Below are 20,494 nucleotides of genomic sequence, written 5' to 3' on the forward strand. Positions count from 1 at the left end.
TTGTACTTTTAAGGCACTAACTAAAAAAATAAAATATTATGGAACCTAATTTTTTAGCAATTCTTGTTGCTGCTGTTGTGCCTATTGTTCTCGGATTTATTTGGTATAATCCTAAAGTATTTGGAACCGCTTGGATGCGAGCAGCTGAAATGACTGAAGAGAAAATGAAAGGCGCAAATATGGCTGTTATTTTTATTGTATCTCTTTTATTGTCTGGATTACTTGCTTTTTTTACAATATTTTTAGTTGTACACGAAGTAGGAGTTTTTGGGATGACAGAAGGTCAAATGGACGGCGCAACAACCCAAGCTTTTATGGAAGAATGGGCTGGTAAATATCGTTCTTTCAAACATGGTGCGCTTCATGGTGCAATGGCAGGAATCTTTATGGTATTACCTATTATTGGAATTAATGCATTATTTGAAAGAAAAAGTTGGAAGTACATCCTAATAAATGCTGGTTATTGGATTGTAGCGCTTGCAATCATGGGAAGTATCATCAGTGGATGGACAGCTTAATTTTATAAAATTTTAACACTATTGAAGGCTGAAAATTGTAATTTTCGGCCTTTCTTTTTGCATTGATACACTTTAAACTATACAGTTCAGTTACAGAATTACCGGAAGCTTGGGATCAACTTTCTGTTACTGATGCTTTTTTAAAAACCCCTTTTTTAAAAGCACTAGAAAACTCAAGTCCATCAAATATTTCTACTTACTTTTTAGGTGTTTTTTCTTTAGATACACTAGTGGGTATTGCTGTTATCCAGCGTGTGGAAATGTATTTAGACGATGTGTTTCGAAAAACTTCCAATCAGTTTTTCAAACGCTGTGGGAAAATTTTAATTTCAAAAATAGTTAAAGGCAATGCTTTAATTGTTGGAAACTTAATGCATACAGGGCAACACGGTTTGTTTTTTGATTCAAATAAAATAGATCAACATGAATTTTTAAAAGCAGTTTGTCACTGTTTAGAAGCATTATCAAAAACAGTAAAAGAAGCATATGGAAAAAAAATTAGAATTATAGGTTTTAAAGATTACTTTGAGAATGACCCAATTCATATAAATAAACCATTTTTCAAAACAGAAAAATTATATAAGGCCAAGGTGCAACCTAACATGATCTTTCATGTGAAGAATGAATGGAAAACGCCAGAAGATTATTTTTCTGCATTTAATAAAAAGTATAGGAGACGTTATAAAACGGCACGAAAGAAAATCACTAGCATACAATGCAAAGAGTTGTGTTTAGACGAGGTTAGTGCATTATCAAAACAAATTTACCAACTATATGAGAATGTTTCAGATAATGCAGGCGTGAATTCGTTTAAACTAAATGAGCATCATTTTCACAGTTTAAAACAACAACTCAAAGACAATTTTAAACTTTTTGGTTATTTCATTAACGGTGAAATTATTGGGTTTTACACGTTAATTCTTAACGGTAAAGCATTAGAGACCTATTTCTTAGGGTATAAACAAGATTTACAGCATAAGCATCAAATATATTTAAACATGCTGTTTGACATGGCTTCTTTTGGTATAAAATATCAATTTAAAAAGGTAATCTTTGCTAGAACTGCTATGGAAATAAAAAGCTCTATTGGTGCTAAGCCGCACGATATGTTCATTTACTTAAAGCATACGAACAACGTTATTGCTAATACTGTTTTAAAATTGGTTGTAAAGTATGCAAACCCAGTTAGAGAATGGGATGAACGCCACCCTTTTTAAATAAAATTGACTACAGCATGTTTGTATAAGGTGTTTTTTCCGACTCAAAAGAAAACAAGATTATGAAACAATTAATTATCAGTTTACTTTTTGTGCCTTTATTTGGGTTTTCTCAAGACATGGATAATAAAAAACTTCAGGAGATTTTCGTTTCTGTTAGTGACTCTATCCAAGGCAACGAAGGCGCGTGGCAATTTTCAATTAAAGACGTTAAATTTTTATCATTTACAGACACCAACCACAATAGGATGCGAATTATTTCTCCAATAGCAGACGCTAAGTCATTAAGCGATGAACTTATTCAATCTGCGTTAGTGGCAAATTTTCACACCGCATTAGATGTCAAATATGCAGTTTCAGAAGGCATACTTTGGGTGGTTTTTATTCATCCGTTAAAAGAACTTTCAGAACTGCAGGTAAGAAGCGCTATTAGTCAAGTGTATTATGGAAATATCAATTTTGGAACGACATTCGCCAGTACTTCATTAACGTTTCCTTGGACAAACCAAGAAAACCAAAATAAGGAGGTACAGAAGAAGCAACCTAAAAAAATCAAGATTTAAAAAGCTCGTAAATTTTAATCTACGAGCTGATACATTTACATGAAATAAGGATTATTCGTCATTTTTCTTTTTTGCATTTTTCATTGCTTCTCCTATTTGATTGCTGGCTGTAAAACTAGCGACCATATCATTAAGCATATTGCTTCCTGCTTGAGGAGAGTTAGGTAACAAAATCAAATTACTATTGGTTTCTTGGCCAATAGATTGTAGCGTATCATAATGTTGCGTAACGACAATTAATGCAGAAGCCTCTTGGCTATTAATACCAACTTTATTCAACACCTCTACCGACTCTTCTAAACCACGTGCTATTTCACGACGTTGATCTGCTATACCTTGCCCTTGAAGACGCTTACTTTCAGCTTCTGCTTTTGCTTTCTCTACAATTAGAATACGTGCAGCATCACCTTCAAACTGAGCTGCTATTTTTTCACGCTCAGAAGCATTAATTCTATTCATCGCAGCTTTTACTTGTGAATCAGGATCAATATCAGTAACTAAGGTTTTAATGATATCATAACCATATTCTATCATTGCATCATTAAGCTCAGATTTTACAGCAATTGCAATATCGTCCTTTCTAACAAATACGTCATCGAGTTTCATTTTTGGCACTTCGGCACGCACCACATCAAATACATATGATGTAATTTGATCGTGTGGATAATCTAGTTTATAAAACGCATCATAAACCTTGTCTCTAATCACTTTATACTGAACAGATACTTTCAAACGCACAAATACGTCATCTAAGGTTTTTGTTTCTATAATCACATCTAATTGCTGAATTTTCAAGCTTAATTTACCAGCAATTCGATCAACTAATGGAATTTTAAGTTGTAACCCAGAGTGCCTTATGCTTTGATATTTACCAAAACGCTCAATAATAGCTGCAGTTTGTTGTTTTACAATGAAAAATGACGAAATCAAAATGATTAAGCTGAAAAAAATAATAGGAATAATAATAAATTGACCCATGACAAGTTTTTTAATGGTTAGATAAAATAATCAGTTACTAAATTAAGTTATATTTGCTCAAATCACACGTTAAGCAGATGCAAAAAAAGCAGTTTATTTTATTAGTAGCCATTTGTATTGGTTTTGTTACAGTTTCTACAGCACAGCATAAACGATATGCTATTAAAAACGGAATAGGTATTATGGGTGGATTAACCCAATATGATATTGCTACTGATAATTTTACAACTAAAAGTGGAAGTGGATTTATTGGAGGGTTGGTTGCCACTGTCAATATTCCTCATAAATGGTATACTGTGAGCTATGGCTTACAGCTTTCTCAAAACACCATTGAAATTGAAGGAAGGCCAACAGCCTCAGCAACAACAAGTGAAATGCTTGAATACGATTTAATGGCTGTGCAGTTATCTTTTATGCTACATGTAAAAGTGCTAAGCGATAATTTAACAATTGATCTCGGCCCTCAACTTCAGTATAATGGAAAGCTAGATCTTAAAAATAGCGATCAAGAAGCGTTTTTTATCAACGGATACGATGTGCTATTAGCAGATGATATTAGTGAAATTTCACCCTTCAATGTCAACGGTGTTGTTGGCGCGTCTTTAGGTTTAGGAAACTTCAGGTTAAGAGCAAGTTATAGTTATGGTTTTACTAATGTTTTTAACAAACTTAATGATGAAAACCTTATCACAACACCTGCTTCTGAAAAATTTGAAGGTCATCAAAACATGTTGGTTTTTGCTTTGATGATCACCTTTTAATTAGCGATCAAAATTGCATCAATACGTTTTAAAGTTTCTGCCTTACCGATCATGTAAATGATATCAAAAACATCAGGACCTTGTAATGCACCTACAAGCGCTAAACGCAATGGCATCATTACTTTTCCAAAGCCTATTTCATTTCTGGTAATCCATCCTTTGATGGTGCTTTGAAGGTTTTCAATAGTAAAGTCTTCAAGGTTTTCTATCAATGTTTTAGCGGTGTTTAAAACTGTTGCTGTATCTTCTTTTATAGCTTTTTTATAAGCCTTTTGATCATATGTTATTGGTGCAACGAAGAAAAAATGGCTTAAGTTCCAAAAATCACTAACAAATGTTGCGCGTTCTTTTATTAACGCAATTATCATTTCTATGTATTGTGTATCAATTTCGGTCAACTCTGGTCTCAATTTTTGAAAGGCTAGGGCTAAGCTATAGTTGTCTTGCTCTTGCATGTAGTGATGGTTGAACCATTTGGTCTTGTCTGGGTCAAAACGTGCTCCAGCTTTATTGACTCGTTCTATATTAAAAGCATCAATCAATGCGTTTAAACTGAATAGTTCTTGCTCGGTGCCAGGATTCCAACCTAAAAAGGCTAAGAAATTGACCATAGCTTCCGGAAAATACCCATCTTCTTTATACCCTCTAGAAATAGCTCCCGTTTTAGGGTCTGTCCATTCTAATGGAAACACAGGAAAGCCAAGTTTATCACCATCACGCTTACTTAATTTTCCTTTACCTGTTGGTTTTAAAATTAACGGTAAATGTGCAAAATCTGGTGTTTCCCAACCAAAAGCATTATATAATTGATAGTGTAATGCTAATGATGGTAACCATTCTTCACCACGAATAACATGTGAGATATTCATAAGGTGGTCGTCAACAATATTTGCAAGATGATACGTCGGCATACCGTCACTTTTGAATAAAACCTTATCGTCTAAAATATTGGTGTCAATCTTTATATTACCCCGAATCAAATCTTTTAGATAAAGTGTTTCGTCTTGAGGTGATTTAAATCGAATCACGTAATCTTCACCTGCATCTAGTTTTGCTTTAACATCAGCTTCAGAAAGCGATAAAGAGTTGCTCAATTTGAGTCTATTGTGCCAATTATAGATAAAAGTTTTTCCTTTAGCTTCGTGATCTTTTCTATGCGTGTCTAATGTTTCAGCTGAATCAAAAGCATAATAAGCGTGACCAGATTGGATCAATTGGTCAGCATATTGCTTGTATAAGTGCTTACGTTCACTTTGTCTATAAGGTCCAAATTTTTCGTTTTTATTTGGCCCTTCATCAAATGGAATATTACACCATTCTAGCGATTCAACAATGTAATCTTCAGCACCTTCAACATAACGGTTTTGGTCTGTGTCTTCAATACGAAGCACAAACGTACCTTTGTGTTTTTTAGCAAATAGGTAGTTAAAAAGGGCAGTTCTCACACCTCCTATATGTAAAGGTCCAGTTGGACTTGGTGCAAAACGAACACGAACATCTTTCGTCATTATGATTTATTTTGAAAGAGCAAAGATAAAACGATATTTAGGAAAAGAAATAATTAAGTTAAAATCATTTCCTTTGGCACACGTTTGTTCATAATACCGAACCATAGTGGTGGAAACATTGCTAACACCATTGAGGTAGGATAACCATAAGGCATTTGAGGACTATCATCATGGCAATCTAGTATTTGATATTTCTTAGACGATTTGTAATGATGATCGCTATGTCTAGTGAGCTCATAAAGCACTATTCTGCCAATAATATGGTTGGAGTTCCAAGAATGTATCTCTTTAACACGTTCGTAACGACCAGATTTTGATTTAAGCCGTATTAGACCATAATGTTCAATATAATTGACAGTCTCAAGTAATAAAAAACCAATTACAGCGGCTAAAAATGCAATCACTAGCCCTGTATAATCAAAGAAAAAGAACACAAAAGCCAAATAACAAACTTGAACCAAAATGTACCAAAGCATATCGTTATTTATAGAAAGAAAATGATGGTTGTTGTTTTTTAATAATTTTTTTTGAATACGCCAAGCATTTGAATACTGTCTAAAAATTGAGGTTATCCAAAACGAATATAAGGTTTGGTTGTATCTAGCTGTTGCAGGATCTTCTGGAGTAGCCGCGTGTAAGTGATGACCAAAATTGTGTTCGATATAAAAGTGCATATACAATGCTGGTAATAGTAGTGCTTTACCAATAAAACGTTCATTAGTGGTTTGCCTGTGGCCTAATTCATGAGCTACATTTATACCATTGACACCCAAAACAATACCGATAGAAATAATGATACCCACGAGTTCGTAGGTTTCTATTGTTTTGGCTGTTGCTTCATATATACCATAAAACACCATAGCATAAACGATGGGAAGGTTCAGGTACAGTAGCCAATCAAAGATTTTCCGTTTAAGTTTATTGTTTACTTCATCTGAATTTAAATTTTCAGTAGCCACAGGGAAAATCAATTCCAATACAGGAATCATTACAAAAGCAAAAACAGGTGTAGACCATACAAAAGATTGCTTATAATAGAGGCTAATAAAAGCTACTAAAGGAATAGAAAATGCGGCTAAATATTTTAAGTCTTTCATCATAATTTTAACACAACTGCTCGAAATTAACAGAATCTTACCAAATTTAGGCATTTGCTGTTTAAAATAAAATTGTAGATTAGTGAGTTAATTATTCTAATGATAAGTAATTTTAAAGAAATACAAGGTAAACTAGAGCAATTCATAAAACGTTATTACACCAATGAATTACTTAAAGGCGCAATTCTATTTTTTGCTATTGGCTTACTGTATTTTATTGTCACGCTACTTATTGAGTATTTTTTATGGCTCAACCCAATTGCCAGAACCGTTTTGTTTTGGTTATTTGTTATCGTTGAGATTTCTCTTTTCGCTAAGTTTATTGTATTTCCACTAGCGAAATTGTTTAAACTTCAAAAGGGGATAAATTATGAAGAGGCTTCTAAAATTATTGGGCAACATTTTCCAGAGGTTAACGACAAACTGCTGAATGTTTTACAATTGAATCAAAACAGTGTTCAGTCTGAGTTGCTAGAAGCAAGTATTGAACAAAAATCTGCAGAATTAAGCCCAATTCCTTTCAAATTAGCGATAAATTTAAAAAAGAATACCAAGTATCTTAAATATGCAGCCATACCAGTAGCTATTCTGTTAATTTCTATGGTAACAGGAAAGATCAACTGGTTTAGTGATAGTTATGAGCGTGTTGTTAACTATCAAACAGCTTATGAACCACCAGCACCTTTCCAGTTTTTTGTGGTTAATGAAGATATGAATGCCATTGAAAATAAAGATTTTAAACTGATTGTCAATACGGCTGGTAAAGTTATTCCGGAAAATGCTCAAATACATTATAATGGACAATCTTATTTTTTACAACAAACAGCTTCTGGGCAGTTTGAATATGTTTTTCCAAAACTTAAAGAAGCGATTCGTTTTAATTTATCAGCAAATAATGTTCGTTCAAAAGAATATGATTTAACGGTTACCAAAGTTCCCGCTCTACTGAATTTTGAGATGGTTTTAGATTATCCAGCTTACACTAAAAAAAAGGATGAGGTTTTAAAGAGCACAGGAAACTCCACTATTCCGGAAGGGACAAATGTTACCTGGAAAGTAGCAACCAGATCTACAGATCGCGTGACACTTTATTCTAAAGACACTTTAGAGTTTAAAAATATTTCTAATAAAGAGTTTGAGGCTTCTAAGCGCATATTCAATAATACAGATTACAGCATAACCACAAGTAATTCACAATTAAAAGATTATGAAAATTTAGCCTTTTCAATTCGCGTCATTAAAGACAACTATCCTGAGATCAATTTAAAGATGGAGAAAGACACTCTAGACAACCAGACTCTTTATTTTTTCGGTCAAGTAAGTGATGATTATGGGTTAAGTAAATTACAATTGGTGTATTATCCTTCAAATGATACTGAAAACAAATCTTTCGAAAACATTCAAATCTCAAGATCTAATTTTGATGAGTTTGTAAGTGCATTTCCTAATCAATTAAACTTAACTGAAGGTGTAGATTATGAGTTTTATTTTCAAGTGTTTGATAATGATGCCCTACATCAATATAAAAGTACGAGAAGCGCCATTTTTAATTACAGAAAGCTCACTAAAGATGAAGAAGAGCAAAAGCAACTTCAAGAGCAAAATGAAACTATTAAAGATATAGGTAAAACGTTTGAAAAACTTCAAGAGCAAGACAAACAATTAGAAGAGTTCTCCAAAACTCAAAAAGAAAAGGAGGAGCTCAATTTCAATGATAAAAAGAAATTTGAAAACTTTTTAAAACGTCAGAAAGAACAAGAACAACTGATGCAAAACTTCAACAAGAAGCTAAAGGACAATTTAGAGCAGTTTCAAAATGAAAATGAAGAAAAGGACGAATTTAAAGACGAGTTAAAACAGCGTTTGGAAGAGAATGAAGCACAACTTAAGAAAGACGAAAAATTACTTGAAGAGCTCGAAAAACTACAAGAGAAAATTCAAAAAGAAGAATTGACTCAAAAGCTTGAACAGTTAGCAAAACAGAACAAAAATAAAGAGCGAAGCCTTAAACAGTTAATAGAGCTTACAAAACGTTATTATGTCGCAAAGAAGGCTGAAAAACTTCAAAAAGAACTCGAACAGCTAGCAGAAGAACAAGAGAATCTTTCGCAAGCAAAAGAGGAAGAAAACACTAAGGAAGCCCAAAAAGAATTGAACCAAAAGTTTGAAGAGTTCCAAAAAGAAATGGATCAACTTCAAAAAGATAATAAAGACCTAAAAAAACCTATGGATATTCCACAGGATAAAGCTACTGAAGAATCAATTAAACAAGATCAAAAAGAAGCAACTGAAGCACTTGAACAAAAAGCTGATGCACCTAAAGAAGAAAGTGAACAAAATAAAAAGCAAGAGCAAGGAACTCCTCAAGAGCAACAAAAGGCGCAGCAAAAGGCACAACAAAAACAAAAACAAGCTGCTCAGAAAATGAAAGAAATGAGTGGTCAAATGAGTCAGATGATGCAAATGGGAGGAGGAGACCAAATGCAAGAAGATGCTTCTATGCTTAGACAAATATTAGACAATTTAGTGTTGTTTTCATTCGATCAAGAAAACTTAATGGATCAATTCAAAAGCATAGAAATTAATCATAACGAATATGGTAAATTCTTGCGCAAGCAAAGCAATTTAAGAGAGCATTTTGAACACATCGACGATAGTTTATTTGCCTTATCACTTAGGCAGCCAAAGATATCTGAACAGGTTAATAAACAAATCACAGATGTATTTTATAATATTGACAAATCTTTAGGTCAATTGTCTGAAAATCAATTATATCAAGGTGTTGCATCACAGCAGTATATCATTACGGCTACAAACGAATTGGCAAATTTTTTAAGTGATATCCTTGATAACATGAACATGCAAATGAATCCATCTATGGGAGCTGGTTCAGGTCAAGGTGATATGCAATTACCAGACATTATCATGAGTCAAGAACAACTCAATGAACAAATGAAGGAAGGCATGCAGAAAAGCCAACAAGGCAAAAAACCTCAAGAAGGCGAAGGCGAGAAAGAAGGTGAGGGTGAAAAAGGAGAGCAAGGAGAAGATGGCAAACAAAAAGGAAAAGAAGGTCAGCAAGGAGGAAGTCAAGACGGTAATCAAAATGGAGAAGGAGAAGGTACTAGTGAAGATATGAATGGTGAGCTTTATCGTATATACCAACAACAACAACAATTGCGACAAGCTCTAGAAAACAAAATTGGTAAGGAAGGTCAAAATGGTGACGCTAGTAAGCTCATTAAACAAATGGAAGATGTTGAATTGGATTTAATTAATAAGGGCTTCACCAACCAAACACTTCAGAAGATGATGAATTTACAACATCAACTTTTAAAACTTGAGAATGCAACCTTTATGCAAGGAGAAGACAACAAGCGTAAGTCTGAAACTGATAGCAATGTTTACAAGAATGTGACAAACAACAAACTACCAACAGCTAAAGAATACTTTAATACTACCGAAATTTTAAACAGACAAGCCTTACCTTTGCAAGACGTTTATAAAAAGAAAGTTCAAGCGTATTTTAAGAAAACGAATGATCAGTTATAATTACGAAACAAGTTTTAAGATACAAAACGAGAATGATGTTAGTTCTTGGATATCTAATGTTATAACTTCGGAAAATTGTAAAGAAGGAGAGGTTAATTACATCTTTTGTGACGATGCCTACTTATATGATTTGAATATAAAGTATTTAAGTCATGACACGCTAACAGATATTATTAGTTTTGATTATTCAGTAGGAAAAGAGCTACATGGCGATATATACATATCAGTTGAACGGGTTAGAGATAATGCTATTGATTTCAATGTAGATTTTGATGAAGAACTTCACCGTGTTATGGTACATGGTATTCTACATTATTGTGGTTATAAAGATAAAACTGATCACGACAAAAAAGTGATGCGTTCGAAAGAAGATTTCTATCTAAAGCAAAAGTAGACCATATTAAGATTTAGCTGTATATTTGCAAACTTAAAATTTTAAACATGTTCCACGTGGAACAATAGTATAGATTATGTTTAACGATGTTTACGATGTCATAGTTGTTGGCGCTGGTCATGCAGGTAGTGAAGCTGCTGCTGCTGCTGCTAACATGGGAAGCAAAACGTTGCTTATAACGATGAATTTGCAAAACATAGCGCAAATGTCTTGTAACCCAGCTATGGGTGGAATCGCTAAAGGACAGATAGTAAGAGAAATTGACGCACTTGGAGGCTATAGCGGAATTGTTAGTGATACATCTGCCATCCAATTCAAAATGCTTAACAAATCTAAAGGACCAGCCATGTGGAGCCCAAGAGTTCAAAGTGACAGAATGCGCTTTGCAGAAGACTGGCGAATGCTTTTAGAGCAAACCGAAAATTTGGATTTTTACCAAGAAATGGTCTCTGGTTTGTTAGTAGAGCACCAAAAAATAGCAGGCGTTAAAACTTCATTAGGTATTCAGATTAAAGCAAAAACTGTTGTGCTAACTAATGGAACTTTTTTGAACGGATTAATACATATTGGCGACAAGAACTTTGGCGGTGGAAGAGCAGGAGAAAGAGCTGCTACAGGAATCACAGAACAGTTGATAGATTTAGGATTCGATTCTGGAAGAATGAAAACAGGCACTCCTCCAAGGGTTGATGGACGTTCTTTAGATTATTCTAAAATGATTGAACAACCAGGAGACGAACAACCTGAAAAGTTTTCTTACTTGGAAGGCATACAACCTTTAAAGGAGCAGCGTTCATGCCACATGACTTACACTAGTACAGAAGTTCATGATTTGTTACGGGAAGGATTCGAGCGCTCACCAATGTTTAATGGAAGAATAAAAAGCACAGGCCCTAGATATTGTCCTTCAATAGAGGATAAGATCAATAGGTTCTCAGATAAAGACCGACATCAACTATTTATTGAACCAGAAGGTTGGAATACCGTTGAGGTCTATGTCAATGGATTTTCGACATCACTTCCTGAAGATGTTCAATTTAAAGCATTAAAATCTGTAGTTGGTTTTGAAAACGTTAAGTTTTTCAGACCAGGATATGCGATTGAGTACGATTATTTTCCGCCTACTCAATTAAAGCACACGCTTGAAACCAAATTAGTCGATGGCTTGTTTTTCGCTGGTCAAATTAATGGAACAACTGGTTACGAAGAGGCTGCTTCTCAAGGCTTAATGGCAGGAATTAATGCAGCGTTAAAAGTTCAAGAAAAAGACGAATTTATTCTTAAGCGAAACGAAGCATATATAGGTGTTTTGGTTGATGATTTAATTACCAAAGGTACAGAGGAGCCATATAGAATGTTTACATCTCGTGCTGAGTACAGAACTTTGTTACGACAAGACAATGCAGATTTTAGATTAACACCTAAAGGTTATGAACTTGGTTTAGCTAGTGACACCAGGTTAAGACGAATGGAGGAAAAACAAAAACAATCTAATGATTTTGTTAACTTTTTTAAAGAAACGAGCGTCAAACCCGAAGATGCTAACCCTGTATTAGAATCAAAAAACTCTTCACTTGTAAAACAGTCTGATAAAATGTTTAAACTATTTTCAAGACCCAATATTGACATTAATGACATGAGGCAATTCAAAGCTGTTGAAGATTATATTCAAAAGCATGAATTAGATCGAGAGGTTATTGAACAAACTGAAATACAGATTAAATATTCTGGTTATATTGAAAAAGAAAAAAATAATGCTGATAAGTTAAATCGCTTAGAAGACGTTAGAATACCAAGTGGTTTTGATTACGAACAATTGAAATCCATGAGTACCGAGGCTAAGCAAAAACTATCAAAGATACAACCAGTAACGATCTCTCAGGCTTCACGAATTTCAGGAGTTTCGCCGGCAGATGTGTCTGTATTATTAGTTTATTTAGGACGATAACACTTAGTGTTCCACGTGGAACAATCCTTGGTAATGACAAAAAAACCTATATTCTTAAATGTAAAAGATCATTCTGTATCAGGAGAAGAATTTCATTTAATGCATAATTCAGAGTTAGACATGTTAGAGACGAAACCTCAACCCTCTGAGATGAACCTACCTGCTTATTATAAAAGTGAAGATTATATTTCTCACACTGATGCCAACAGGAATGTGTTTGAAAAAATTTACCATTTTGTAAAAAGAATAGCGTTAAAGCGAAAATTAAAGCTTATTAATTCCTTTAGCTTAAAAGGAAAGACTTTGTTAGATGTTGGATGTGGAACAGGTGACTTTCTAAAAATAGCAAAAGATAATAACTGGAAAGTATTTGGAATTGAACCAAATGAAAACGCTAGAGTAATTTCGAATCTAAAAACTAATAATTGTGTATTTGATACAATACAATTGTCTAAATTTAAAAAAGGTACTTTTGATGTGATTACCTTATGGCATGTTTTAGAACATCTACCAAAATTACAAGAACATATCTCTATTTTTGAATCACTATTAAAATCAAATGGACGATTAGTGATTGCAGTTCCAAATTTTAAAAGTTATGATGCTCAGTATTACAAAGACTCTTGGGCGGCTTATGATGTTCCTAGACACCTTTGGCATTTTTCTCAAAACGCTATTTCAAAACTGGTAGAGAAAGAAAACATGAAAGTTGTGAAAAGGTTACCCATGATCTTTGATGCTTATTATGTATCATTACTTTCTGAGAAATATAAAAAAGGATTTATGAATCCAATAAAAGCCTTTTGGATTGGATTGCGCTCTAACATAAAAGCAAAACGCTCTGGAGAGTTCTCTTCTTTGATTTATATTATAAAAAAGAACGAAAAGCAAATTTAAGCTCGTTTAAGCGGCTTTGTTTTGCCTAAATGATAAGCTGCTACCTGACGCAGCTTTTCTCGTTATTAAGCTGTATTTAAATAGTTTAAATGTCATAGAAATTAATTATACTAAAAACAAAAATTATTTAAATTATTTATATTGGTGTTTTTGTAAAAAATAATAAGTCCACTTTCATACATTTGCAAAAAATAAATAAAATATAAAATGAAAAAAATACTAGCAATACTTTTAATCGCATTAGCATTTACATCTTGTCAAGAACAACAAAAAATTGCTTTTGTAGATAATGGAGAGGTTATAAATGCATACCAAGAAAAAATTGATATTGAGGCAAAATATAAGCTAAAAGATGATGCTTTTAAAAAGCGTACAGATAGTATTGGTAAAGCATTTCAGTTAGAAGTTCAGGAATTTCAAATTAATGGAGCTAAAATGTCGCAGAAAAAACTTCAAGAACAAAGTCAAGCTCTTGGGCAAAAGCAACAAATACTGCAGCAACAATTGCAAATGGAGCAACAAAACTTAACGCAACAATTTAATGTTGAAATTGATTCTATATTGAGCCATGTAAAAACATTTGTGGCTAATTATGGAAAGAAAAATGGCTACACTTTTATCTTAGGTAAAAATGATGCTGGTAGTGTTATGTTTGGTGATGATACCAAAGATATTTCTAAAGAGATCATTGAAGCCATAAATGCTGAGTATAAGAATAAAGAATAAAGAAAACTATTTATAATTGTTTGAAAATCACATTTTTATCTGGTTTTTTTATGCAATAAACGCGTAAGTTTTATAGATAGATCTGTGAGAATTATTTTTGAATTCCCATTTCGTTCTATATGGTATATAGCATCTTGAAGTTCATTAGATATTTCAATAATATTATTGCCATGTACGTAAGGGGCAAAATTTTCTAGCTTAAAAGATGTTTTTGGCTCAATAAAGACCAAATTATCTACCTTATAATTTAGTAATAAGGCTTGTCTAAAAAAATCTAGACAGAAGTTCAAAAACTGTTTTTGAGTTTCACGACCAGTTTTTGCAATAGTTTCACTCCAAGAGATGAGGTCGTGGATTGCGCTTTTATTGCCCTTAGCTTTAAAAGCAGAACGAATCCAAAATACAAACCATTCTTCAAACTGGGTGTCTTCACTATCATTATATACTAAATCACATGCTTTGTTATAATTACCATTAGCTTGGTGCGCTATTTTTACAGCATCAGCCTCTTGAATTTGATAATTTTTAATTAGAGCTTTTGTGATTACTTCTTCAGCCAATGGTGGAAAATGTAATATTTGACAGCGAGACCTTATCGTGTTTATAATCTGTTCTTCATCTTCAGCAATTAAAATAAAGATAGTTTTATTAGGAGGTTCTTCAACTAACTTTAAGAGTTTATTAGCTGTTGAGGTATTCATTTTTTCTGCAATCCATATGATCATTACCTTATAACCACCTTCATACGATTTCAATGACAATTTTTTAACGATGTCTTGTGCTTCGTCAACACCTATCTGGCCTTGTTTATTATCTATTCCTAGAATGCGATACCAATCAAACAAGTTACCATAAGGCTGCTCTTTAATAAGTTGACGCCATTCTTCCATAAAATGGCTAGATACAGGGTGACTTTTAACTTTATCGTTTGTTGCAACAGGAAATGCAAAGTGCAAGTCTGGATGAGATAAATTCGTGAATTTTATATTACAAGACTCATTACCACCAGTATTTTCTGAATTTTTATTGCCACATAAAACATATTGTGCATAGGCAATAGCCATAGGTAATGTTCCTGAACCTTCTGGACCAACAAATAATTGAGCGTGAGGAATTCTACCAAAATCAGCACTCTTTGTAAGATGGTTTTTAATGTGTTCTTGACCTAAAATTTCAGAAAATAACATGAAGCAAATATACTTTTTGTTTTTAACATAATATTGTAAGCGCTTAAAGATAAATCAACTTATTTTTATAGTACAAACCACAAGCTTATAGGTTAAAAAATGACGCAAAATGCTATTCTTTTCATTCCAGACATTTCTGGGTTTACCGAGTTTGTACACAATACTGCTATAAATCATAGTCGTCATATTATTACAGAGTTACTAGAATTATTGATTGACAAAAACACAATAGACTTACAACTAGCTGAAATTGAAGGTGATGCTTTATTCTTGTACAAATTAGAAGAGACTATTGACATCAATGCAATAAATAAACAAATAGAACAGATGTATAAAGCGTTTCATACACACCTTAAGCGTTATGAATTTCAACGCATTTGCAACTGTGGTGCTTGTTCATCAGCATACAACCTTAGTTTAAAATTTGTTGTTCATTATGGAGAAATTGAATTTATTTCGATAAAACATACCAAAAAGCCTTATGGAGCCAATGTTATTCAAGTACATAGACTACTCAAAAATGAAGTTCCTTTTGATGAGTATGCATTGTTTACTGAAAAAGTCTTACCTAATTTTCATAAATCTAAAGAAGCTAAACTAACTGCTAATTATGATTTTGGCACAATATCATATACTTACCAATCATTAGGACACTTAAAATCAAACTTGCCTGAGGTTAAACCAATTCCTGACAACCTACCAAAGTATAAACTATTTGATAGTACTGAAACAATCCAAGTACCTATTCTTGATCTTTACGAAGTAATAAGTAATTTTGATTACAGGTTATTATGGGTGAAAGGTGTAGATAAACTTGAGTACGAAAAAAATAAAGTTAACCGAGCAGGTCTTAAGCACCAATGCCTAATTAACAAAAATCGAGTTGAGCAAACTACTGTGAAAAAAAATGTAGATAAAGATCAATTGGTATACGGCGAGTCTACCAATCAAGTACCATATACAAAACGCTTTCAAGTATATTATGTTCTTGAAGATGCTGGGAATAATTTTACTAAGTTGAATATTGAAGTTTTTGTAGATTTCAAACCTTTAGGGTTTTTATTGAAACCTCTACTTAAAAAAAACCTACAAAAAGTTATTTCAGAAAATATTAAAGACCTTATTTTGTTAATCGATTCTGGATTTACAAAAGAATTTACTAACAACTAAATAGATTTAAAAAGTGAAAACGATTAACGATTTTGATTTTAATAATAAAAAAGCACTAATAAGAGTAGATTTCAACGTGCCTTTGAACGACCAATTTCAAGTAACAGATGCCACTAGAATACTTTCGGCTAAACCTACAATTATCAAGATTTTAGAAGATGGAGGAAGCTGTATACTAATGTCACACCTTGGGAGACCTAAAGGTGCTCAGGATGAATTTTCTTTAAGACACATCATAAGTAAAGTTGAGGATGTGCTCGGTGTTGAGGTAAAGTTTGCTGAAAATTGTATTGGAGCATCGGCTGAAGAAGCTGCAAACAACTTGAATCCAGGAGAAATTTTATTACTAGAAAATCTACGTTTTCACGACGAAGAAAAATCAGGTGATAAAGGTTTTGCAGAAGCTCTATCGAAACTAGGTCATATTTACGTAAACGATGCTTTTGGAACAGCTCATAGAGCGCATGCTTCAACAACAATTATCGCTCAATTTTTTCCTAATAAAAAGTGTTTTGGTAATCTGTTAGCTAAAGAAATCGAAAGCATAGATAAGGTTATGAAAACAGGAGAAAAACCTGTTTTAGCAGTTCTTGGAGGTGCTAAAGTATCGTCTAAGATTACCATTATAGAAAATATTTTAGATAAAGTTGATCACTTGATTATAGGTGGAGGAATGACCTTTACTTTTGTGAAAGCGCAAGGCGGAAGCATAGGTGACTCTATTTGTGAAGACGACAAAATGGACTTAGCATTAGATATCATAAAAAAGGCTAAAGCTAAAAATGTTCAAATACATTTACCTGTAGATGTAATTGCAGCAAATGCATTTAGTAATGATGCCGAAACAAAAGTACTAGAGGTGGCTCAAATCCCTAATGGATGGCAAGGTCTGGATGCTGGGCCAAAATCTATAGCAAATTTTCATCAAGTTGTAATGCAGTGTAAAACTATTTTATGGAACGGCCCATTAGGCGTATTTGAAATGGAAAATTTTGCAAACGGAACCATTGCATTAGGTGATTCTATTGCTGAAGCTACTAATCAAGGAGCCTTTTCTCTTGTTGGAGGTGGTGACTCTGTTGCTGCTGTAAAACAATTTGGTTTTGAAAATAAAGTAAGTTATGTGAGCACAGGAGGAGGAGCTATGCTTGAAAGCTTAGAAGGAAAGACACTTCCAGGTATAGCAGCTATATTAGAATAAGAATATTTACTAAACAAAACCGATGTTTAAGAATAGTCTTACATCATGTGTTAAATTGTCTTGTTAAACTTTCATTTTAACCAAAAAAATACGATTTTAGCCTCCCTATCGTTTAGATAGTTAAACATTTTAACCAATGAACCTTAAGCTCATAACCCTAACTTTTGGCCTTCTATTGTGTAGTGCTTTCAGTTTTGGTCAGGATTCGATTCCTCATTCAACCAAAGTTGAAAAGCCTGTAGAGGCTAATGTTTTAGAAAATAAGATCGCTACAATTGATACTGTTATAGACGGAAATAAAACAATTAAAGCTCAAATTAAAGCCGAGTTAGATTCTACAACCGCAAGAAATTTAGAAGATCATAAATTAGCCGCTGAAATAGACCAAAAATGGCTTGATGAATTATATAGTAATACGCTCTTTGATTCAATATACAAATCAGTAGCAGAGCTAAAATACGAACCTGTTGACTACCCTGAATTATCTACTGACACATTAAAAGCACGATTAAAAGCTTTAGATGCAAAAACACCATTTAATATTGCTTATAACCCTTCTTTAGAGAGTGTAATTAAATCCTATCTAAAACACAGAAGGCAATCAATGGAGCGACTAATGTCTTTGAGTGATTATTATTTTCCGCTTTTTGAAGAATCACTAGATAATTATGATATTCCATTAGAAGTAAAATATTTAGCTATTGTTGAGTCTGCATTAAAGCCTAGAGCAAAATCCAGAGTTGGAGCTACAGGGTTATGGCAATTTATGTTTGGAACAGGAAAAGAGTATGGACTAAATGTTAGTAGCTATGTTGATGAGCGTAGTGATCCAATAAAATCTACGGTAGCTGCAAGTAAATATTTAGCAAGGTTATATAAGATTTTTGGCGATTGGGATTTGGCTTTAGCTGCTTATAATTCTGGTCCAGGAAATGTTAGTAAAGCTATTAGGCGTTCAGGTGGTTATGAAAACTACTGGAATATTAGACCACACTTGCCACGTGAAACAGCTGGATATCTTCCCGCTTTTTTAGCGACCATGTATATTTTTGAATATGCCGAAGAGCATGGATTTAAAAAAGAAAGACCTAACTACCATTACATTGAAACAGATACGATTCATATTAAGAAAATGATCTCTTTAGATCAGGTTTCAGAGTTATTAGAGGTTCCTATTGAAGAACTTCAGTTCTTAAATCCATCATACAAATTAGATATCATTCCTTACATAAAAGGAGAAGATTACACGTTGCGTTTACCAAGGAATTTGATAGGAAAATTTGTAAATAACGAAACGGAAATTTATGCGTTTGCTGAAGCAGAATTCAATAAGAGAGAAAAACCTCTACCTCAATTTTTTGATTCTAACGCTAAAGTTAGATATCGTGTGCGTTCAGGAGACTACTTAGGAAAAATTGCTCGTCGATACGGAGTTAGAGTTAGTCAAATCAAACAATGGAATGGCTTAAGAAGTAATAACCTAAGAATCGGACAACGTTTAACAATTTATCCAAGAAAACCTTCAACCACTTCAAAAACATCGAGCATAAATACATCTAAAAAAGTAATAAATACTGAAGGGAAATCTACATATAAGGTTCAAAGAGGGGATTCGCTGTGGAGCATTTCTCAAAAGTTTCCGGGAGTTTCTGTTCAGAATATCAAAGATTGGAACGATATTCGCAGTAACAACTTAAAAATCGGGATGACACTTGTTGTGTCTAAATAAGCACTATTAAAAATGTATTTATGAAACAAAAAATCACACTGTTATTAATCATTCTTACCTTGTGTTATTCTTGTGATAATCAAGACCATAAACGCACAGTTTCTAAATCATCTGGAAATATTAATGATATATCTGTAGTAATAGAGAATATGCTTTGGGAAGGTTCAGTTGGAGAAGCAATAAGAGATACATTAGCTGCACCAATTGAAGGGCTTTCTATAGACGAGCCAAGATTTAAAATGAGACAAATGCCTCCTCAAGTGTTTTCAGGTTTTGCCACTAAGAATAGAACAGTTCTTAAAATAGAAAAAGGAAAAAAAGCAGAAACAAAAATACTCAAGGACGCCTATGCTAGACCTCAAACACTAGTTTTAATTACCGGAGAGAATAATGCTGAAATTATTGAACAAATAAGAACAAATACGATAAAAATTGTCAATGCCTTTAGAAAAGAAGAGCTTAAAGAGAAGCAACGTAGAATTTCTAAATCACTATTTAACGACAAGGTTTTGCAAGAGCAATTACAATTGTCAATGCGATTTCCAACAGCTTACAGGATAGCAAAGCACGAAGATGATTTTTTCTGGATTAGACGAGATATTGAGACAGGAACAATTGACATGATGATTTATGATGTTCCAAGCTCTGCTATAAGAAAAGGAGACAGCGCAGTTGTAGACATTGTTAGACTTCGAGATTCAATAGGGAAAATACATATTGAAGGGACTCTAGAAAACACTTATATGGGAACTGAGGACGCCTATTCTCCATTTATATCTGAGACAATAATTGATAATAAACCAGCATATGAAACAAGAGGGTTATGGGATTTAAAAAACGCTTTTATGTCTGGACCTTTTATTAATTATGCTGTAGAAGATAAAATTAATAATAGACACTTGATCGTTGAAGGCTATGTATTTGCGCCATCAGTAGCCAAAAGAGAGTATATGTTTGAACTTGAAGCAATTATTAAATCGTTAAAAATTAAGTAAACAAAAAGCCAGCATAATCATGCTGGCTTTTTGTTTAGATATTGTAATTTAAA

At 33.3% G+C, this 20,494-nt stretch carries 17 protein-coding genes; 13 read left to right on the forward strand and 4 right to left on the reverse strand.

What is annotated here, in order from left to right; genetic code table 11:
- The first annotated feature begins 38 nt into the window (after positions 1-38).
- The 3 genes from Q0876_RS02095 (at position 39) to Q0876_RS02105 (ending at position 2,298) form a co-directional block, all read left to right on the forward strand.
- Complete coding sequence (locus Q0876_RS02095) at positions 39-518, forward strand: DUF1761 domain-containing protein (RefSeq protein WP_299223533.1); 480 nt, start codon at positions 39-41, stop codon at positions 516-518.
- 62 nt (positions 519-580) lie between these two features.
- Entirely contained in the window at positions 581-1,735 is a 1,155-nt protein-coding gene (locus tag Q0876_RS02100; protein WP_299223535.1) for a GNAT family N-acetyltransferase, read from the forward strand.
- Positions 1,736-1,797: 62 nt separating this feature from the next.
- On the forward strand, positions 1,798-2,298 hold the full coding sequence (locus Q0876_RS02105; protein ID WP_299223536.1) for a hypothetical protein: 501 nt from the start codon (positions 1,798-1,800) through the stop codon (positions 2,296-2,298).
- Between the two features lie 51 nt (positions 2,299-2,349).
- On the opposite strand, the gene Q0876_RS02110 is transcribed toward Q0876_RS02105, so the two are convergent.
- Entirely contained in the window at positions 2,350-3,276 is a 927-nt protein-coding gene (locus tag Q0876_RS02110; protein ID WP_299223537.1) for an SPFH domain-containing protein, read from the reverse strand.
- A gap of 77 nt (positions 3,277-3,353) precedes the next feature.
- Between Q0876_RS02110 and Q0876_RS02115 the strand changes: the two genes are divergently transcribed.
- A complete protein-coding gene (locus Q0876_RS02115) occupies positions 3,354-4,037 on the forward strand; it encodes an outer membrane beta-barrel protein (protein ID WP_299223539.1) in 684 nt (227 codons plus the stop codon).
- Here Q0876_RS02115 and gltX read toward each other — a convergent pair.
- Complete coding sequence (gltX, locus tag Q0876_RS02120; RefSeq protein ID WP_299223541.1) at positions 4,034-5,545, reverse strand: glutamate--tRNA ligase; 1,512 nt, start codon at positions 5,543-5,545, stop codon at positions 4,034-4,036. The two genes, Q0876_RS02115 and gltX, sit on opposite strands and share 4 nt — an antisense overlap.
- 53 nt (positions 5,546-5,598) lie before the next feature.
- Positions 5,599-6,642 carry an alkane 1-monooxygenase gene (locus tag Q0876_RS02125; protein WP_299223962.1) on the reverse strand — a complete coding sequence of 348 codons (1,044 nt, stop codon included), beginning with the start codon at positions 6,640-6,642 and terminating at the stop codon, positions 5,599-5,601.
- Between the two features lie 99 nt (positions 6,643-6,741).
- Between Q0876_RS02125 and Q0876_RS02130 the strand changes: the two genes are divergently transcribed.
- The 5 genes from Q0876_RS02130 to Q0876_RS02150 all read left to right on the forward strand — a co-directional run bounded on the left by Q0876_RS02130 (position 6,742) and on the right by Q0876_RS02150 (position 14,159).
- Positions 6,742-10,194, forward strand: coding sequence for a DUF4175 family protein (locus Q0876_RS02130; RefSeq protein ID WP_299223543.1), 3,453 nt, complete (start codon positions 6,742-6,744; stop codon positions 10,192-10,194).
- Positions 10,181-10,588, forward strand: a complete 408-nt coding sequence (ybeY, locus tag Q0876_RS02135; RefSeq protein WP_299223545.1) for an rRNA maturation RNase YbeY — start codon at positions 10,181-10,183, stop codon at positions 10,586-10,588. The genes Q0876_RS02130 and ybeY overlap by 14 nt, the downstream gene beginning before the upstream one ends.
- 76 nt (positions 10,589-10,664) lie before the next feature.
- Complete coding sequence (mnmG, locus tag Q0876_RS02140; RefSeq protein WP_299223547.1) at positions 10,665-12,536, forward strand: tRNA uridine-5-carboxymethylaminomethyl(34) synthesis enzyme MnmG; 1,872 nt, start codon at positions 10,665-10,667, stop codon at positions 12,534-12,536.
- A 33-nt stretch (positions 12,537-12,569) separates the two neighbouring features.
- Positions 12,570-13,433 (forward strand): class I SAM-dependent methyltransferase, encoded by an 864-nt coding sequence (locus tag Q0876_RS02145; RefSeq protein WP_299223549.1) that lies wholly within the window; start codon positions 12,570-12,572, stop codon positions 13,431-13,433.
- 207 nt (positions 13,434-13,640) lie between these two features.
- Positions 13,641-14,159, forward strand: a complete 519-nt coding sequence (locus tag Q0876_RS02150) for an OmpH family outer membrane protein (RefSeq protein ID WP_299223551.1) — start codon at positions 13,641-13,643, stop codon at positions 14,157-14,159.
- Positions 14,160-14,194: 35 nt separating this feature from the next.
- Here Q0876_RS02150 and Q0876_RS02155 read toward each other — a convergent pair whose 3' ends face one another.
- Complete coding sequence (locus Q0876_RS02155; RefSeq protein ID WP_299223553.1) at positions 14,195-15,346, reverse strand: DNA polymerase III subunit delta'; 1,152 nt, start codon at positions 15,344-15,346, stop codon at positions 14,195-14,197.
- Between the two features lie 99 nt (positions 15,347-15,445).
- On the opposite strand from Q0876_RS02155, the gene Q0876_RS02160 reads away from it, so the two are divergent.
- The 4 genes from Q0876_RS02160 to Q0876_RS02175 all read left to right on the forward strand — a co-directional run bounded on the left by Q0876_RS02160 (position 15,446) and on the right by Q0876_RS02175 (position 20,441).
- A complete protein-coding gene (locus tag Q0876_RS02160; RefSeq protein WP_299223555.1) occupies positions 15,446-16,516 on the forward strand; it encodes a DUF2652 domain-containing protein in 1,071 nt (356 codons plus the stop codon).
- Between the two features lie 13 nt (positions 16,517-16,529).
- Positions 16,530-17,717 (forward strand): phosphoglycerate kinase, encoded by a 1,188-nt coding sequence (gene pgk, locus Q0876_RS02165; RefSeq protein WP_299223557.1) that lies wholly within the window; start codon positions 16,530-16,532, stop codon positions 17,715-17,717.
- Between the two features lie 136 nt (positions 17,718-17,853).
- On the forward strand, positions 17,854-19,446 hold the full coding sequence (locus tag Q0876_RS02170) for a LysM peptidoglycan-binding domain-containing protein (protein ID WP_299223559.1): 1,593 nt from the start codon (positions 17,854-17,856) through the stop codon (positions 19,444-19,446).
- A gap of 20 nt (positions 19,447-19,466) precedes the next feature.
- Complete coding sequence (locus Q0876_RS02175) at positions 19,467-20,441, forward strand: DUF4837 family protein (RefSeq protein WP_299223561.1); 975 nt, start codon at positions 19,467-19,469, stop codon at positions 20,439-20,441.
- Positions 20,442-20,494: the final 53 nt, after the last annotated feature.

Origin of the sequence: uncultured Psychroserpens sp. (assembly GCF_947503375.1) — a bacterium.
Lineage (GTDB): Bacteria > Bacteroidota > Bacteroidia > Flavobacteriales > Flavobacteriaceae > Psychroserpens.

Excerpts from the sequence above, each read along its gene's own strand:
- Q0876_RS02095 (WP_299223533.1), top strand. The coding sequence starts at position 39 with ATGGAACCTAATTTTTTAGCAATTCTTGTTGCTGCTGTTGTGCCTATT.
- Q0876_RS02105 (WP_299223536.1), top strand. The coding sequence starts at position 1,798 with ATGAAACAATTAATTATCAGTTTACTTTTTGTGCCTTTATTTGGGTTT.
- Q0876_RS02110 (WP_299223537.1), bottom strand. The coding sequence starts at position 3,276 with ATGGGTCAATTTATTATTATTCCTATTATTTTTTTCAGCTTAATCATT.
- Q0876_RS02115 (WP_299223539.1), top strand. The coding sequence starts at position 3,354 with ATGCAAAAAAAGCAGTTTATTTTATTAGTAGCCATTTGTATTGGTTTT.
- gltX (WP_299223541.1), bottom strand. The coding sequence starts at position 5,545 with ATGACGAAAGATGTTCGTGTTCGTTTTGCACCAAGTCCAACTGGACCT.
- Q0876_RS02125 (WP_299223962.1), bottom strand. The coding sequence starts at position 6,642 with ATGAAAGACTTAAAATATTTAGCCGCATTTTCTATTCCTTTAGTAGCT.
- Q0876_RS02130 (WP_299223543.1), top strand. The coding sequence starts at position 6,742 with ATGATAAGTAATTTTAAAGAAATACAAGGTAAACTAGAGCAATTCATA.
- ybeY (WP_299223545.1), top strand. The coding sequence starts at position 10,181 with ATGATCAGTTATAATTACGAAACAAGTTTTAAGATACAAAACGAGAAT.
- mnmG (WP_299223547.1), top strand. The coding sequence starts at position 10,665 with ATGTTTAACGATGTTTACGATGTCATAGTTGTTGGCGCTGGTCATGCA.
- Q0876_RS02145 (WP_299223549.1), top strand. The coding sequence starts at position 12,570 with ATGACAAAAAAACCTATATTCTTAAATGTAAAAGATCATTCTGTATCA.
- Q0876_RS02150 (WP_299223551.1), top strand. The coding sequence starts at position 13,641 with ATGAAAAAAATACTAGCAATACTTTTAATCGCATTAGCATTTACATCT.
- Q0876_RS02155 (WP_299223553.1), bottom strand. The coding sequence starts at position 15,346 with ATGTTATTTTCTGAAATTTTAGGTCAAGAACACATTAAAAACCATCTT.
- Q0876_RS02160 (WP_299223555.1), top strand. The coding sequence starts at position 15,446 with ATGACGCAAAATGCTATTCTTTTCATTCCAGACATTTCTGGGTTTACC.
- Q0876_RS02170 (WP_299223559.1), top strand. The coding sequence starts at position 17,854 with ATGAACCTTAAGCTCATAACCCTAACTTTTGGCCTTCTATTGTGTAGT.
- Q0876_RS02175 (WP_299223561.1), top strand. The coding sequence starts at position 19,467 with ATGAAACAAAAAATCACACTGTTATTAATCATTCTTACCTTGTGTTAT.